The 15,613-nt window shown below is 70.7% G+C and carries 13 protein-coding genes; 5 read left to right on the forward strand and 8 right to left on the reverse strand.

The annotated features are described in order from the left end of the window. Position 1 precedes the first annotated feature (1 nt). From hisB to hisD, 3 genes are read right to left on the reverse strand one after another with little or no spacing between them, the layout of a single operon-like run. Positions 2–595, reverse strand: a complete 594-nt coding sequence (hisB, locus tag QFZ76_RS14535) for an imidazoleglycerol-phosphate dehydratase HisB (protein WP_046261880.1) — start codon at positions 593–595, stop codon at positions 2–4. After that, positions 592–1,701, reverse strand: a complete 1,110-nt coding sequence (locus QFZ76_RS14540; RefSeq protein ID WP_307674128.1) for a histidinol-phosphate transaminase — start codon at positions 1,699–1,701, stop codon at positions 592–594. Before QFZ76_RS14540 ends, hisB begins: the two co-directional genes overlap by 4 nt. Next, positions 1,698–3,023 (reverse strand): histidinol dehydrogenase, encoded by a 1,326-nt coding sequence (gene hisD / locus QFZ76_RS14545; protein WP_307674129.1) that lies wholly within the window; start codon positions 3,021–3,023, stop codon positions 1,698–1,700. The genes QFZ76_RS14540 and hisD overlap by 4 nt, the downstream gene beginning before the upstream one ends. A 188-nt stretch (positions 3,024–3,211) precedes the next feature. On the opposite strand from hisD, the gene QFZ76_RS14550 reads away from it, so the two are divergent. From QFZ76_RS14550 to ybaK, 4 genes are all read left to right on the forward strand, one after another. Further along, positions 3,212–4,792 (forward strand): oxidoreductase, encoded by a 1,581-nt coding sequence (locus tag QFZ76_RS14550; protein ID WP_307674130.1) that lies wholly within the window; start codon positions 3,212–3,214, stop codon positions 4,790–4,792. A gap of 129 nt (positions 4,793–4,921) precedes the next feature. Next, positions 4,922–5,989 carry a hypothetical protein gene (locus QFZ76_RS14555; RefSeq protein ID WP_307674131.1) on the forward strand — a complete coding sequence of 356 codons (1,068 nt, stop codon included), beginning with the start codon at positions 4,922–4,924 and terminating at the stop codon, positions 5,987–5,989. 11 nt (positions 5,990–6,000) lie between these two features. Continuing rightward, positions 6,001–6,741, forward strand: coding sequence for an LON peptidase substrate-binding domain-containing protein (locus tag QFZ76_RS14560; protein WP_266441045.1), 741 nt, complete (start codon positions 6,001–6,003; stop codon positions 6,739–6,741). A gap of 37 nt (positions 6,742–6,778) precedes the next feature. Beyond that, positions 6,779–7,282 carry a Cys-tRNA(Pro) deacylase gene (gene ybaK, locus QFZ76_RS14565; RefSeq protein ID WP_307674132.1) on the forward strand — a complete coding sequence of 168 codons (504 nt, stop codon included), beginning with the start codon at positions 6,779–6,781 and terminating at the stop codon, positions 7,280–7,282. A 123-nt stretch (positions 7,283–7,405) separates the two neighbouring features. On the opposite strand, the gene QFZ76_RS14570 is transcribed toward ybaK, so the two are convergent. From QFZ76_RS14570 to QFZ76_RS14585, 4 genes are all read right to left on the reverse strand, one after another. Then, positions 7,406–8,110, reverse strand: coding sequence for an AAA family ATPase (locus QFZ76_RS14570; RefSeq protein ID WP_307674133.1), 705 nt, complete (start codon positions 8,108–8,110; stop codon positions 7,406–7,408). A 34-nt stretch (positions 8,111–8,144) separates the two neighbouring features. Continuing rightward, positions 8,145–8,966, reverse strand: coding sequence for an ABC transporter permease (locus QFZ76_RS14575; RefSeq protein WP_266441037.1), 822 nt, complete (start codon positions 8,964–8,966; stop codon positions 8,145–8,147). Between the two features lie 82 nt (positions 8,967–9,048). Continuing rightward, positions 9,049–10,023: an ABC transporter ATP-binding protein gene (locus QFZ76_RS14580; protein ID WP_307680013.1), complete on the reverse strand. Its 975-nt coding sequence runs from the start codon at positions 10,021–10,023 to the stop codon at positions 9,049–9,051. 123 nt (positions 10,024–10,146) lie between these two features. Next, on the reverse strand, positions 10,147–11,376 hold the full coding sequence (locus tag QFZ76_RS14585) for an NYN domain-containing protein (protein WP_307674134.1): 1,230 nt from the start codon (positions 11,374–11,376) through the stop codon (positions 10,147–10,149). Between the two features lie 224 nt (positions 11,377–11,600). Between QFZ76_RS14585 and QFZ76_RS14590 the strand changes: the two genes are divergently transcribed. Continuing rightward, positions 11,601–11,765 (forward strand): hypothetical protein, encoded by a 165-nt coding sequence (locus QFZ76_RS14590; RefSeq protein ID WP_307674135.1) that lies wholly within the window; start codon positions 11,601–11,603, stop codon positions 11,763–11,765. 100 nt (positions 11,766–11,865) lie between these two features. Here the strand turns inward: QFZ76_RS14590 and dnaE are convergent, their stop codons facing one another. Next, positions 11,866–15,405: a DNA polymerase III subunit alpha gene (gene dnaE, locus QFZ76_RS14595; RefSeq protein WP_307674136.1), complete on the reverse strand. Its 3,540-nt coding sequence runs from the start codon at positions 15,403–15,405 to the stop codon at positions 11,866–11,868. Positions 15,406–15,613 lie beyond the last annotated feature (208 nt).

Here is a 15,613-nt window from a genome sequence, read left to right on the forward strand (position 1 = left end):
GCTAGAGCGCGCCCTTCGTCGAAGGCAGGATGCCGGCCGCGCGCGGGTCGCGCTCGCTGGCGTAGCGCAAGGCCCGGGCCAGCGCCTTGAACTGGCACTCCACGATGTGGTGCGCGTTGCGCCCGTAGGGCACGTGCACGTGCAGGGCGATCTGCGCCTGGGCGACGAAGGACTCCAGGATGTGCCGGGTCATCGTGGTGTCGTACTCGCCGATCATCGGCGCCATCTTCTCGGGCTCGGTGTGCACGAGGTAGGGGCGGCCGGACAGGTCGACGGTGACCTGGGCGAGGGACTCGTCCAGCGGGACCGTGCAGTTGCCGAAGCGGTAGATGCCCACCTTGTCGCCAAGGGCCTGCTTGAAGGCGGCGCCCAGCGCGAGGGCGGAGTCCTCGATGGTGTGGTGCGAGTCGATGTGCAGGTCGCCCTCGGTCTTCACGGTCAGGTCGAACAGACCGTGCCGGCCGAGCTGGTCGAGCATGTGGTCGTAGAAACCGACCCCTGTCGACACGTCGACCTTGCCGGACCCGTCGAGATCGATCTCGACGAGAACCGAGGTCTCCTTGGTCACCCGTTCCACACGTCCAACGCGGCTCATGCGCTCTGCTCCTTCTTCAACTCACGGACCGCGTCGAGGAACGCGTCGTTTTCGGCGGGGGTCCCCGCGGTGACCCGCAGCCATCCCGGCACCCCGTTGTCCCGGACCAGGACACCCCGGTCGAGGATCTGCTGCCACACCACATGGGCGTCGTCGAACCGCCCGAACTGCACGAAGTTGGCGTCCGAGGCCGTCACCTCGTAGCCGGTCGCCAGCAGTTCGGAGACCAGCCGGTCCCGCTCGGCCTTCAGCTGCTCGACATAGCCGAGCAGCGTCTCGGTGTGCTCAAGGGCGGCCAGCGCGGTCGCCTGCGTGATCGCGGAGAGGTGGTACGGCAGGCGTACGAGCTGGACGGCGTCCACGACGGCCGGGTGCGCGGCGAGATAGCCGAGGCGCAGGCCCGCCGCGCCGAACGCCTTCGACATCGTCCGCGAGACGACGAGGTTCGGCCGGCCCTCGATGAGCGGCAGCAGTGAGTCGCCGTGGCTGAACTCGATGTACGCCTCGTCGACCACGACCATCGAGGGCTTCGCGGCCTGCGCTGCCTCGTAGAGGGCCAGGACGGTCTCCGGCGGGACCGCGGTGCCCGTGGGGTTGTTGGGGGTGGTGATGAAGACGACGTCCGGCCGGTTCTCGGCGATCGCCTTCTCGGCGGCGGCGAGGTCGATCGTGAAGTCCTCGTTGCGCGGGCCGGAGATCCAGCCCGTACCCGTCCCGCGTGCGATGAGACCGTGCATCGAGTACGACGGCTCGAAGCCGATCGCCGTACGGCCCGGTCCGCCGAAGGTCTGCAGCAGCTGCTGGATGACCTCGTTGGAGCCGTTGGCCGCCCAGACGTTGGCCAGGCCGACCGGATGGCCGGAGGTGTCCGTCAGGTACTCGGCGAGGCGCGTGCGCAGCTCCACGGCGTCGCGGTCCGGGTAGCGGTTGAGGTTGCGGGCCGCCTCGCGGACGCGCTCGGCGATCCGCTCGACCAGCGGCTCGGGCAGCGGGTAGGGGTTCTCGTTGGTGTTCAGCCGTACGGGCACGTCCAACTGGGGCGCGCCATAAGGCGATTTGCCGCGCAGCTCGTCCCGTACGGGGAGATCGTCGATTCCGAAGCTCACTTGTTCTCAGGCACCTTCCACCCGAACCTGGCCTTGATCGCCGCCCCGTGCGCCGGCAGGTCCTCCGCCTCCGCCAGCGTCACCACGTGATGCGCCACGTCGGCCAGCGCGTCCTTCGTGTAGTCGACGATGTGGATGCCCCGGAGGAAGGACTGCACGGACAGCCCGGAGGAGTGACAGGCGCAACCGCCGGTCGGGAGCACGTGGTTGGACCCGGCCGCGTAGTCGCCGAGCGAGACCGGCGCCCAGGGACCGATGAAGATCGCGCCGGCGTTGCGGACCCGCTCGGCCACGGCGGCCGCGTCGGCCGTCTGGATCTCCAGGTGCTCGGCGCCGTACGCGTTGACCACCCTGAGTCCCTCGTCGATGCCGTCGACCAGCACGATCGCGGACTGCTTGCCGCCCAGGGCCGGAACGATCCGGTCCTCGACGTGCTTGCTGGCCGCGACCTGCGGCTCCAGTTCCTTCGCCACCGCGTCCGCGAGGTCCACGGAGTCGGTGACGAGCACGGCGGCCGCCAGCGGGTCGTGCTCGGCCTGGCTGATCAGGTCGGAGGCGACGTGCACCGGGTCGGCGGTGTCGTCCGCGAGGACCGCGATCTCGGTCGGGCCGGCCTCGGCGTCGATGCCGATCTTGCCGGTGAAGTAGCGCTTGGCGGCGGCGACCCAGATGTTGCCGGGACCGGTGACCATGTTGGCGGGCGGGCAGGACTCGGTGCCGTACGCGAACATCGCGACGGCGGTCGCGCCGCCGGCCGCGTACACCTCGTCAATCCCGAGGAGCGCGCACGCGGCGAGGATCGTCGGGTGCGGCAGGCCACCGAAGTCGGCCTGCGCCGGGGAGGCGAGAGCGATCGACTCGACGCCGGCCTCCTGCGCGGGCACCACGTTCATGATCACGGAGGAGGGGTAGACGGACCGCCCGCCGGGCGCGTACAGCCCGACCCGGTCGACCGGCACCCACTTCTCGGTGACGGAACCGCCGGGCACGACCTGGGTCGTGTGCGTCGTACGGCGCTGCTCGCGGTGGACGAGACGGGCGCGGCGGATGGACTCCTCCAGGGCCGCGCGCACGGCGGGGTCGAGTTCCTCGAGGGCGCGGGTGAGTGCCGCGGCGGGCACGCGCACCTGGTCGAGCCTGACCCCGTCGAACTTCTCGGCGAAGTCGATCAGCGCCGCGTCGCCCCGATGATGCACGGCCTCGCAGATCGGACGCACCTTCTCCAGGGCGGCCGAGACGTCGAAGTCGGCTCGGGGCAGCAGGTCGCGCAGGGCGGGGCCCACGGGAAGGGCGTCGCCGCGCAGATCGATTCGAGAGATCACGTCGTCAATTCTCTCAGACCCGGATAAGGCGTCGTTCGCGCGTATCAATGGCTGATACAGACCGCGGGCGGGAACCCGGAAGATCCCCTTCACGTTGGGCGTTCGGGGCGTCACCCAGCGGGCATGAACAGTTGTACGAAACGACGAAGAACAACTGGGGAAGAACTACTGGGGAGGACGGAAGACTGGTGACCGAGGGGGCCGGCATCCGGGACGACGCAGACCTGCCGGACGATCTGACCGCCGCCGAGGCCGGAATGTGGCAGGCCTTCCGCAACGGCAGCGTGTACGACCTGAGCAGCGGTGACACAGTTGTCGACGATCCGCACGGCGGGCACCCCTGGGGGCCCGAGCGGACCGTGCGGGCCCGCATCGTGTGCTGGCTGCTTCTGGACGGACCGCCCGCGCTCGCGGGCCGCGTGTCCTCCCTCAAGCTCGTCGGGGTGCAGATCAGCGGGACCCTGGACCTCGCGGGCGGCACCGTGGTGCCGTACGTCGAGATGCGCGGCTGCCGCTTCGAGCGGGACGTCCTGCTGCCGGAGGCCCACTTCACGACCGTACGGATGGTGGAGTGCTCGGTGCCGCGCCTGGAGGCTGCCCGGGTGCACACCGAGGGCGATCTGCACCTGCCGCGCTGCCGCTTCCAGAACGGCATACGGCTCACCGACGCGCAGATCGGCACGGATCTGCTGCTCAACCAGGCGATCGTCTACCGCGACCGCAGCGGACGCTCGATCGCTGCGGACGGCATGACCGTCGGCCAGGACCTCCAGGCCGAGATGCTGGAGTCGCACGGCGAGCTGAGCCTGCGCAGCGCCAAGATCGGCGTCTCGCTGAGCCTGCGCGGCGCCCGGCTGGTCAACCCGTACTCGCGGCTCGCCCTGAACGCCCCGCAGCTGACCGTGGAGCGCTCGCTGTACCTGACCCCGGCGGGCGTCGGCAACGTCCTGCTGAGCGGCACGACACCCGCGCGCGGGACGCGCATCCAGCGGTTCGAGTGCCAGGGCGGGCTGCGCCTGGACGACGGGCGGTTCGGGGACGCGGTCGACCTGGAGCGGGCCCGGTTCACCCTCACCGACGAGCAGGAGCTGTCGCTGCGCCGCCTGCAGACACCCGAGTTGCGCTTCCTCGGGGAGCGGCCGGCGCGGGGCACGGTGGTGCTGTCGGGGGCGCGGGTCGTCAACCTGATGGATCGGGCGGACGCCTGGCCGGGCCCGGGCCGGCTGCACATGGGCGGCTTCAGCTACGAGAACCTGGTGCCGCGCGGCCCGTTCCCGCTGAACGAGCGGCTGGAGTGGGTGGCGGCCGCGACCGCCGAGTACAACCCGGAGCCGTACGAGCGACTGGCCGCCGTGCTGCGGACCGGCGGCGAGGACGAAGACGCCCGCGAGGTACTGCTCGCCAAGCAGCGCCGCCGCCGCGAGAGCCTGCCGGTCGCCGCCAAGCTGTGGGGGTACGTGCAGGACTGGACGGTCGCCTACGGATACCGGCCGGGCCGGGCCGCCGTATGGATGGCGGTGCTGTGGGCGGCGAGTTCGGTGGCCTTCGCGCACGCCAGTCATCCACCGCTCAAGCGCGGCGAGCATCCGGACTGGAACCCCGCCCTGTTCGCGCTCGACCTGCTCCTGCCGGTCATCGACCTCGGTCAGGTCGGGTTCTGGCAGCTGAGCGGCGGCTGGCAGTGGCTGGCCGCCGCGATCGTCCTGCTGGGCTGGATCCTGGCGACGACGGTGGCGGCGGGGGCCACGCGGCTGTTGCGGCGCAGCTAGCGGGCTTGCGGGGCGTACGCCGGACAAGTTGTTGAATGCTCATCTTTTTACTTGTCTTTGACCGTAGCGCGTACAACTTTTCACGAGTTGTCCTTTCGCTCTGGCGCTCCATTGACCTGCGGTCTTTCAATGGTCGACACCATGGCTCTCCTGCCCCCCTTCATCCGCTCCTCGCGGATGCCCCGGAAGCCCTCGCGCCTCGCCGTCGGACCGCCCGCCGACCCCGCCGACGACGAGGCGCTCCTCGACGCGCCCGACGACCGGCTCGGCCCCGCCCTGGTCGCGGCCGCGCAGGGCGAGTACCGGCCCGCCGCGGACCTGCTCGCCGCCACCCGCACCGGCGCCGACTGGGAGAACCGCGACCGCTACGCGCGGAGACTGGCGGCCTTCGCACGCTCGCGGGACGAGTGGTACGAGGACTGGCGCAAGGCCGCCCCGCACGACCCGGACGCGCTGCTCGTCGGCGCCCAGCTCGTGCTGGAGCGCTCCTGGCAGTCACCGGCCCGGGCGGAGCTGCTGCGCCAGGCGACCCCCTTGATCACGGCCGCCGCGCACGGCGACGACCGCGACCCGGTGCCGTGGCGGATCGCGCTGGACCACGCGCGCGGCGCGCAGGCCGGGCCCAGGTACGTCGAGGAGCTGTGGGCGGCCGCGGTCCGCCGCGACCCGCACCACTACGGCTGCCATGTGGCGGCCCTGCGCTACCTCGCCGCTTCCTGGCACGGCTCCCACCACGCGTGCTTCGACTTCGCCGAGCTGGCCGCGCAGGACGCTCCGGCCGACTCCCTCGTCCAGGCGCTCCCGGCGCGGGCGGCCTTCTCCTATCTGACCGACGGCTGCGGCCCCGAGGTGCCGGGCGAGCGGCTGGACGCGGCGGCCGACCGGGCGATCGCGCTCTCCGCCCGGTTCCCGGCGGCCGATCCGTGGCCCGCCCAGGTGCGGAACAAGCTGATGTACGTCCTGGTACGGCTGGACCGCTGGACGGACGCCGCGGAGCAACTGCGCCTGATCGGTCCGTACGCCACCTCCTTCCCCTGGGACCGGATCTCGGACGACCCGCTGGGCCGGTTCCTGGAGATCCGCGACGAGATCCGCGACGCGCGTCGCGACGCGGTCCGCAACGAGGTCGGCCGGAACCCGGTCCCCCGCCATCCACGGAGTGAGCACGGCGGACGCGCCCACTCCGGCGACCATTAGGCTTTTGCGTCGTGACCACCGTCCGGCTGCCGCTCTTTCCTCTGAACTCCGTGCTGCTTCCGGGGCTCGTCCTTCCGCTGAACATTTTCGAGGAGCGCTATCGCGCCATGATGCGCGAGTTGCTGAAGACGCCCGAGGACGAGCCGCGCCGGTTCGCCGTCGTGGCGATCCGCGACGGCCACGAGGTGGCACCGAGCTCACCCGGCCTGCCGGACCAGACCGCCGTACCCGAGCAGGGCGCCGCCGCCGGCTTCGGCGACGACCCGGTCAAGGCGTTCCACTCGGTCGGCTGCATCGCCGACGCCGCGACGGTCCGGGAGCGGGCCGACGGCACCTTCGAGGTACTGGCGACGGGCACAGCCCGGGTGCGGCTGCTGTCGGTCGACGCGTCGGGTCCGTTCCTGACGGCGGAGCTGGAGGAGCTGGAGGAGGATCCGGGCGAGGAGGCGGGGGCGCTGGCGGAGGGCGTGCTGCGGGCGTTCCGTCAGTACCAGAAGCGCCTGGCGGGCGCGCGCGAGCGGTCCCTGTCCACCGGCGCCGACCTGCCGGACGAGCCGTCGGTCGTCTCGTATCTCGTGGCCGCCGCGATGATGCTCGACATCCCGACCAAGCAGCGCCTGCTCCAGGCCCCGGACACCGCGTCCCGGCTGCGCGACGAACTGAAACTCCTTCGCACGGAGACGGCGATCATCCGTAACCTGCCGTCGTTGCCCGCGGCGGAGCTGACGCGGGCCCCGAGAAGTCTCAACTGACGTACGACCACTGGGGAACGGGCGGGATCAGGCCGCGATGGCGAAGAAGTCGAAGAAGCAGCAGCAGCCGGGCGGCACGCCCGCGACGGTGGCCCTGACGGCCGCGGGAGTGCCGTACACGGTGCACTCCTACGACCACGATCCCGCCCACCCCTCGTACGGCGAGGAGGCGGCCGAGGCGATGGGCGTCTCGCCGGAGCGGGTCTTCAAGACGCTGGTCGCGGACGTCGACGGCACGCTGACCGTCGCCGTCGTCCCGGTGGCCGGCCAGCTGGACCTCAAGGCGCTCGCGGCAGCCGTCGGTGGCAAGCGGGCCGCGATGGCCGACCCGGCGCTCGCCGAACGCACCACGGGGTACGTCCGCGGCGGCATCTCCCCGCTCGGCCAGCGCAAGAAACTGCCCACGGTCCTGGACGAGTCGGCCGCCGTCCATCCGACGGTCTGCGTCTCGGCGGGCCGCCGCGGCCTGGAGGTCGAACTCGCCCCGGACGACCTGGCGAAGCTCACCGAAGCGGTGGTGGCCTCCATCGGGCGCGCCTGACCCCTCGACGCGGGTCCGTTCCTCGGTTAAGTACGAGGGACATGTCGAAGAAAACGCGCAAACGCAAGTGGCGCACCAAGAAGGGCCGCTCCAATCACGGAAGGCGGCCCGCCTAGCCGACGGCTACGCCGGCGGGGTCCCGTACCCGTCCTTCGGGACCGGTCCCTGCTGGTGGGCGTACGGGTCCGGATCCCGGGGCCCGAACAGTGCCGTCAGCCCCAGATGCACGACCAGCGCGGCCAGCGACCACGCCAGCAGCGCCCCCTTCGCGCCCAGCTTCAGCGGCGCCGAGAACGTGACCCCCTTGCCGACATCCTTGGCATGCGCGAGGACGTCCTGCGCCGGCCCGAGCCACACGCCGAGCCGCCACGCCAGCAGCGACCCGAGCAGCCCGCCGACGGTGAGCGCCACGACCAGCGGCGCTCCCCCACGTCTGCGCACGAGGAACACGGCGAGCGCGCTCACCACGCCGAAGGCCAGCGCCAGCAGAGTGAACGTTCCGTCGACACCGACCGCCTGTTCGCCCTCGGTGTCCTTGAGGTAGACGACCCAGTTGCCCTGCTCGTCCAGGCCGCCGACCAGCGGCACGTGCGGCGCCAGCCACCACCACAGCAGCCCGAGCAGCACCCCGCCGAGCGCCACCGCCACCGTGATGACGGCGGCCTCCCGCACTTCGGTCTTCATCCCGGGACCGTCCTGTCCGTACGAACCGTGCGCGCCGTCCGACGCGTCCGGCGCGGGAGCCACGTACCCGGGAGGCGAAGCCTGCCACGCACTGTGTGCGGGCTGTTCGTGCGGCGGCGGAGGAGGAGTCAACGGTGCGGTCACCCTGACATCGTGCCAGGCCCGCCTGTGCGGCGCGTCATCGGACGGCCGCTCGGCGGTAGGCCCAGGTCGCGACGGCCAGCGAGACCACGCCGACCACGCCGCACACGGCGAGGTCGCCGAGTACGAACGCCCAGTCGGGGTTCGGCCCGAAGGTCCGCGCGAAGGCCTCGACGCCGTACGTCGACGGCAGCAGGTCCCGCGCGAAGCGCACGGCCTCCGGCATCCGATCCGCGGGCAGGACCCCGAGCAGCAGCGCCGCGGACATGCCCAGCTGCCCCAGCAGCGTGGCCAGCTCAGGACGCGGCGCGAGCAGCCCGAGCGCGGCCCCGAGCCCGGCGAGCGCGGCGCCCGCGAGCGGGATGACGGCGATCAGCACCCACAGGTGCGCGAACGGCAGCCCGAACAGCACGCAACCGAAGACCGCGGTCACCACGGTCCCCGGCACGGTGAAGGACGCGTAGGCGCCCGCCGCTCCCAGCACCACGGCCGCCGGCGGCACGGGCAGCGTGGCGTAGTGGTCGAGCCCGCCGCTGGCGCGCAGCTGGCCGAAGTACTGGGCGAGCAGGTTGAGCGCGACGAAGGCGACGACGAGCACCGACGACCCGGCGACCACGGCCTGTGCCTCGCCTCCGCCGTCCACGACCCCGCGCATCAGGATCATGATCCCGATCGACTGGAAGGTCGCCACGAACAGCAGCGGGATCCGCGCCACCCGCGCTCGGGACAGCTGCGCCCGGTACACGGCCGCGAGCGCCGGCCACAGCCGCGCACGCGGTCCGAGCTCGGCCGCCTCCCGGACCGTCTCCTCCACGGCCAGGGCACTGCCCGGCAGAACCTCGGCGGGTACGACACTCACGTCGCGCGGCTCCCCTCTCTCGGTTTCACTCCGGCAGTCGTCCAGTCCGGTACGGATACGGCGGTCCGGGTACTCAACATGCTCACGCCTTCACCAGCCCCTGGCGTGCGGCGCCGCCCAGCGCCAGGTACACGTCCTCCAGGCTCGGTGTGGTCAGCGTGAAGTCGTCCAGCGCGGCGAACGCGGACCCGCCGGTGACGGTGGCGACGACCGTACGGGCCTCCTCCGGGGCGAGCCGCAGCGTCCAGCGGCGTCCGGACTCCACGGCCCGGTCCCGCAGCGCGGCCACCTCGGGGACGTGCAGCGGGGCGGACTCGCGCCACACCAGGTCGACCCGCACCTCGCCGGCGACCTGCTCCTTGAGGCCGGTGGGGGTGTCGCAGGCGATCACCCGTCCCCGGTCGAGGACGGCGACCCGGTCGAGGACGGTCTCGGCCTCGATGACGTTGTGGGTGACGAGCAGCACGGTCGTGCCGTGCTCGGCCCGGCGCCGGTCGACGGCGCCCCACACCGCGCGCCGCGCCACCGGGTCCATGCCGCTGGTCGGCTCGTCGAGGACGAGGAACGGCCGCTGTCCCACCAGCGCGGCGGCGAAGCAGGCGAGGCGGCGCTGCCCGCCGGAGAGTTTCCTGAGCGGCCGCCCGGCGAGCGACGTGAGGCCCAGCTCGTCGAGTACGGCGTCCCGCTCGGCGCGTGCCTGTCTCGACTGCAGCCCGCGCAGCCGTCCGGTGGTCTCGGCGGCGAGCGACACGGTCAGGTCGTCGAGGGCGGTGGACTCCTGCCCGAGGTAGGCGAGGATCCGCGAGGCCCGCTCCGGGTGGCGCACGATGTCGTGCCCGAGGATCTCGACACTGCCGCGGTCGGGCCGCATCAGCCCGGTCAGCTGCCGTACGAGGGTGGTCTTCCCGGCGCCGTTCGGCCCGAGGAGCCCGAAGATCTCCCCGCGCCGGATGTCCAGCCGTACGTCGTCGGTGGCCCTGACCTCGGGTGTCGCCGGAACGCCGCGCCGCCCCCGTACCGCCGGATAGGTCTTGGCGAGCCCGCGCACCGCGCACACGACATCGTCACCGTGCCGAAGTGCCTGTGCCGCGCGCGTACTCACAAGGGACGAGACTACGGGGTCCGCGCCCCCGGTCCGCTCCCGGGGCGGCCCATTGCGGCATATCCGGCGGTAAGGATCTCATTCCCCCGCGGACGCGTGCTCGGCGGCCGTCCGCACGTCGATCTCCCGCCAGAACCCGGCGCGGATCGCGTAGCGGTCGTGCTCGTCGATCTGGTCGTCCTTGTGCGCGAGCAGCCCGAACCGGGCGGCGTACCGCAGCAGCTCCCCGTCGATCCGGTGCGGGACCCGCGGGTACATCCCGGAGAGCTTCTGCAGATGGCTCGGGTCCCCGAGCCGCTCCATCCACCGCCGCGCGAACACCTGTCCGACCTCGTACGGATCGCCGCCGACGGTCGTGATGTCCTCCTCCCGGTCCGCCCACCGCTGCTCCGCCGTGGTCAGCTGGGCCAGCGTGGGCATCGAGGCGACCTCGGGCGGCTCGGCCGCGCCGCCGGGCCGGTCGACCCACCCTTTGTCGGAGGACCAGCGCAGGGTCGCGGTCTGCGGGGGCTGGGCGGGCTGCTGGACGCCGGGCGCGCGCAGCGCGGCCAGGTCCTTCGGCGTGGGCACCCCTGCCTTGGGCGCGGTCGCGGGCACCCGCTCCTGCGTGCCGTTCTCCGAGACGGTGGCCGCCGGGGCGTGCTCCTCCTCGACCGACCGCTCGGCTGCCGGGCGGTGCGCGGACTCGGGCAGCGGGGCGGAGAGGATCGCGGCGATCTCGGGCCGCGGCACGGGCGGCGGCGCACAGATCCCGCCGAGGTCCTTGGTGCGCACGGCCTTGGTGATCCACGTACGGTCCAGCACGCGCCGCTCGTCGGCCTCGGCGACCAGGTCCTCGGACTGGTTGTAGTCCCCGTCGGCGGCCTGCACGGCCCACAGGTGTACGGCGACGCCGTGCTCCTTGGCGGCCATCATGCCCGGCAGCAGATCCCCGTCGCCGGTCACCAGGACGATGTCGGAGCAGGCGCGGTTGCGGGCCAGCTCGGTCAGCTCGGCGTGCATCGCGGCGTCCACGCCCTTCTGGGCCCAGCGTCCGTCGCTGCGGGTCAGGGCGCCGAGCCGGACGGTGACCCGGGGCATCACGCGCAGTCTGCGGTGCTCGGGCTGCGGGACGCGGTCGGGGGCGCCGTCGAACCAGTAGATGCGCAGCAGGGGCCGTTCCGTGTCGGACTCGGCGCGTTCGCGCAGGCCCTGGATGAGGGCGGTGTGGTCGACGGTGATGCGGGACCGCGAGGGCTCCCCGGCGAGGAGACTGGCGGCGGCCCCCAGCAGATACCCGGCGTCCACCAGGACGATGCAGCGGTCCACGCGATCCACCCTCTTTCCGGGAGGTTTGCTTCGGGCTTGCTTCGAGTCTGCCCGACCACGCGAGGGTTAACGGCCCGAACTCGATCTTCGGCGTGGCGTTTCGGGGCTTCGCACCCCGACAAGCCGTGTCACAGACGGTAATTATCCGACATGCGCTTGTTGTCAGCCTATGTGAATCTGGTCCCGGCCCTGGCCCCTAGATCCCCCTCAGGAGGTAGATCACCATGGCCAAGAACAAGAACCGTGAACGCAAGCAGTCGCAGCCCGAGCGTGGTCAGCAGACGGCCGAGCAGCCGTCGATGGACACGCCGAGCGAGCACCGCACCACCCAGGTGACTCCCGGCGACATGGCCCCCAAAGGGCGCCGGAAGCGCTTCGGTCACAACTGACATCTTCATAACGGGCTGTTGAAGCCCAGGCACACACCGAGGGGCGCACCCGGCTGCGGATGCGCCCCTCGCGTACGTCAGTTGCCCGTCGGCCGGCCGCTCAGCCGGCCAGGCAGGACGGGCCCAGCAGCACCTTCAGATCGCCGAAGAGCGCCGGGTCCGGCTTCACGCGATGCCGGTCGAGGCGCAGCACGGTCGTCTTGCGCGGGCCCTGGAGCTTGATCCGGACCTCGCTCTCGCCCTTGTGGTGGCTGAGGATCTCACCGAGCCGACTCACCATCGGCGGGGTGATCCGGGTGGCCGGGATGGTGAGGATCACGGGCGCGTTGGTGCCGGCGTTCGACAGGTCCGGCACCTGGAGCTCCATCGCGACGAGACGGGGCACGTCCTCGCGCTTGTCCAGGCGTCCCTTGACGAACACCACGGCGTCCTCGACGAGTTGGGTCGAGACGAGCTGGTAGGTCGCCGGGAAGAACATGCACTCGATGGAGCCGGCGAGGTCCTCGACGGTGGCGATGGCCCAGGCGTTGCCCTGCTTGGTCATCTTGCGCTGGAGGCCGGAGATGATGCCGCCGATGGTGACCACCGCGCCGTCGGAGTGCTCACCTCCGGTGAGCTGGGCGATGCCCGCGTCGGCCTTGTCGGACAGCACGTGCTCCAGGCCGAAGAGCGGGTGGTCGGAGACGTACAGACCGAGCATCTCCCGCTCCTGCGCGAGGAGATAGGTCTTGTCCCACTCCTCGGTGGTGAACTCCACGTCGAGGCCGAAGCCGGGTTCGCTGGTGTCCTCCTCGCCCATGCCGCCGAAGAGGTCGAACTGCCCCTCGGCCTCCTTGCGCTTGACCGCCACCACGTTGTCGATCATCGGCTCGAAGTGCGCGGTCAGCCCCTTGCGGGTGTGCCCCAGGGTGTCGAACGCGCCCGCCTTGATCAGCGACTCCGTGGTGCGCTTGTTGCACGCGACCGCCTCGACCTTGTCGAGGTAGTCGGGGAAGGAGGCGTACTTGCCCTTGGCCTTGCGGCTCTTGATGATCGACTCGACCACGTTCGTACCGACGTTCCGCACCGCTTCGAGGCCGAAGAGGATCACGTCGTCGCCCTGGGCGGCGAAGTTGTGCACCGACTCGTTGACGTTCGGCGGGAGCACCTTGATGCCCATGCGCCGGCACTCGTTGAGGTAGACCGCCGACTTGTCCTTGTCGTCCTTGACGGAGGTCAGCAGCGCGGCCATGTACTCGGCGGGGTGGTTCGCCTTGAGGTAGGCGGTCCAGTACGAGACCAGGCCGTACGCGGCGGAGTGCGCCTTGTTGAACGCGTAGCCGGCGAAGGGGACCAGCACGTCCCACAGCGCCTTGATGGCTTCGTCGCTGTACCCCTTCTTCTGGGCGCCCTCCTGGAAAAGGACGAAGTTCTTCGCCAGCTCGTCGGGCTTCTTCTTGCCCATCACACGGCGGAGGATGTCGGCCTCGCCGAGCGAGTAGCCGGCGATGATCTGGGCGGCCTTCTGCACCTGCTCCTGGTAGACGATCAGGCCGTAGGTGACCGCCAGGACCTCCTGGAGGGGCTCCTCCAGCTCCTTGTGGATCGGCGTGATCTCCTGGAGGCCGTTCTTGCGCAGCGCGTAGTTGGTGTGCGAGTCCATGCCCATCGGGCCGGGACGGTAGAGCGCGGAGACGGCGGAGATGTCCTCGAAGTTGTCGGGCTTCATCAGGCGCAGCAGCGAGCGCATGGGGCCGCCGTCGAACTGGAAGACGCCGAGGGTCTCGCCGCGCTGGAGGAGTTCGAAGGTCGTCGGATCGTCCAGCGGGAGGGCCAGCAGGTCGAGGTCGATGCCCTTGTTGGACTTCACCATCTTGACGGCGTCGTCCATGATCGTCAGGTTGCGCAGGCCGAGGAAGTCCATCTTCAGCAGGCCGAGCGACTCGCACTGCGGGTAGTCCCACTGCGTGATGGTCACGCCGTCGGTGTGCCGCACCCAGATCGGGGCGTGGTCGACGATGGGCTCGCTGGACATGATCACGCCGGCGGCGTGCACGCCCATCTGCCGGACCAGTCCCTCGACGCCCTTGGCGGTGTCGATGACCTTCTTCACGTCCGGCTCGTTCTCGTACATCGCGCGGATCTCGCCGGCCTCGCTGTAGCGCGGGTGCGAGGGGTCGGTGATGCCGTTGAGGTCGATGCCCTTGCCGAGGACGTCGGCGGGCATCGCCTTGGTGAGGCGGTCGCCCATCGCGTACGGGTAGCCCAGCACGCGCGCGGAGTCCTTGATGGCGTTCTTCGCCTTGATCTTGCCGTAGGTGCCGATCATGGCGACCTTGTCGGCGCCGTACTTCTCCGTCACGTACCTGATCACCTCGACGCGCCGACGCTCGTCGAAGTCGATGTCGACGTCGGGCATGGAGACGCGCTCGGGATTGAGGAACCGCTCGAAGATCAGGCCGTGCGGGATCGGGTCGAGGTCGGTGATGCCCATCGCGTACGCGACGATCGAGCCGGCCGCGGACCCTCGGCCGGGGCCGACCGCGATGCCCTGGTTCTTGGCCCACATGATGAAGTCTGCGACGACGAGGAAGTAGCCCGGGAACCCCATCTGGATGATGACGTCCATCTCGTACTCGACCTGCTTCTGACGGTCCTCGGGGATGCCGCCCGGGAAGCGGCGCTCCATGCCGCGGCGGACCTCCTCCTTGAACCAGCTGACCTCGGTGTAGCCCTCGGGGATGTCGAACTTCGGCATGAGGTTCTTCGCCTCGAACATGCCGGCCGTGTCGATCTGCTCGGCCACCAGGAGGGTGTTGGCGCAGCCCTCCTGCCAGGCGTCCGAGGAGTCGATGGCGTACATCTCGTCGGTGGACTTGAGGTAGTAGCCGGTGCCGTCGAAGCGGAAGCGGTCCGGGTCGGAGAGGTTCTTGCCGGTCTGGATGCACAGCAGCGCGTCATGCGCGACCGACTCGTGCGCGTACGTGTAGTGCGAGTCGTTGGTGACCAGCGGCGGGATGCCGAGCTTCTTGCCGATCTCCAGGAGGCCGTCGCGGACCCGGTGCTCGATGTCGATGCCGTGGTCCATCAGTTCCAGGAAGTAGCGGTCCTTGCCGAAGATGTCCTGGTACTCGGCCGCGGACTTCAGGGCCTCGTCGAACTGGCCGAGGCGCAGCCGGGTCTGGAGCTCGCCGGAGGGGCAGCCGGTGGAGGCGATGAGCCCCTCGGACCACTGGGAGATGGTCTCCTTGTCCATCCGGGGCCACTTCTGCAGCCAGCCCTCCGCGTACGCGTCCGAGGAGAGCTTGAAGAGGTTGTGCAGGCCCGTCGCGTTGGCCGCCCAGATCGTCTTGTGGGTGTAACCACCCGAACCGGAGACGTCGTCCCGCTTCTGGTGCGGCTGACCCCACTGGATCTTGCGCTTGTTGCGCCGGGACTCGGGCGCGACATAGGCCTCGATGCCGATGATCGGGGTGACCCCGGCCTTCTTCGCCGAGTGGAAGAAGTCGTACGCCCCGTGGAGGTTGCCGTGGTCGGACATGGCGATGTGCGTCATGCCCATCTCGTTGCACGCGTCGAACATGTCCTTGAGCCGCGCGGCACCGTCCAGCAGCGAGTACTGGGTGTGGACGTGCAGGTGCGTGAACGGCGGCTTTGACACGGCGTGGCCTCCATGGAAAACACTCGGCGACAGGCTGCGGACAGTCTGGGGGGACAGCGTCGAAGTCTATGCCTCGGCACTGACACCGGGAGGCGTCTCCCCCGTACCTTCATGGAGGAGTCGCGGGCACTCCCGCGTACCGTCGCACGTTGCAAGAGGACGGGCGGTCCGTCCCCCATGTCACGCACCACCTGCACCAGGAGGCACC

The sequence above is a fragment of the Streptomyces sp. V4I2 genome (assembly GCF_030817655.1).
Lineage (GTDB): Bacteria > Actinomycetota > Actinomycetes > Streptomycetales > Streptomycetaceae > Streptomyces > Streptomyces plumbiresistens.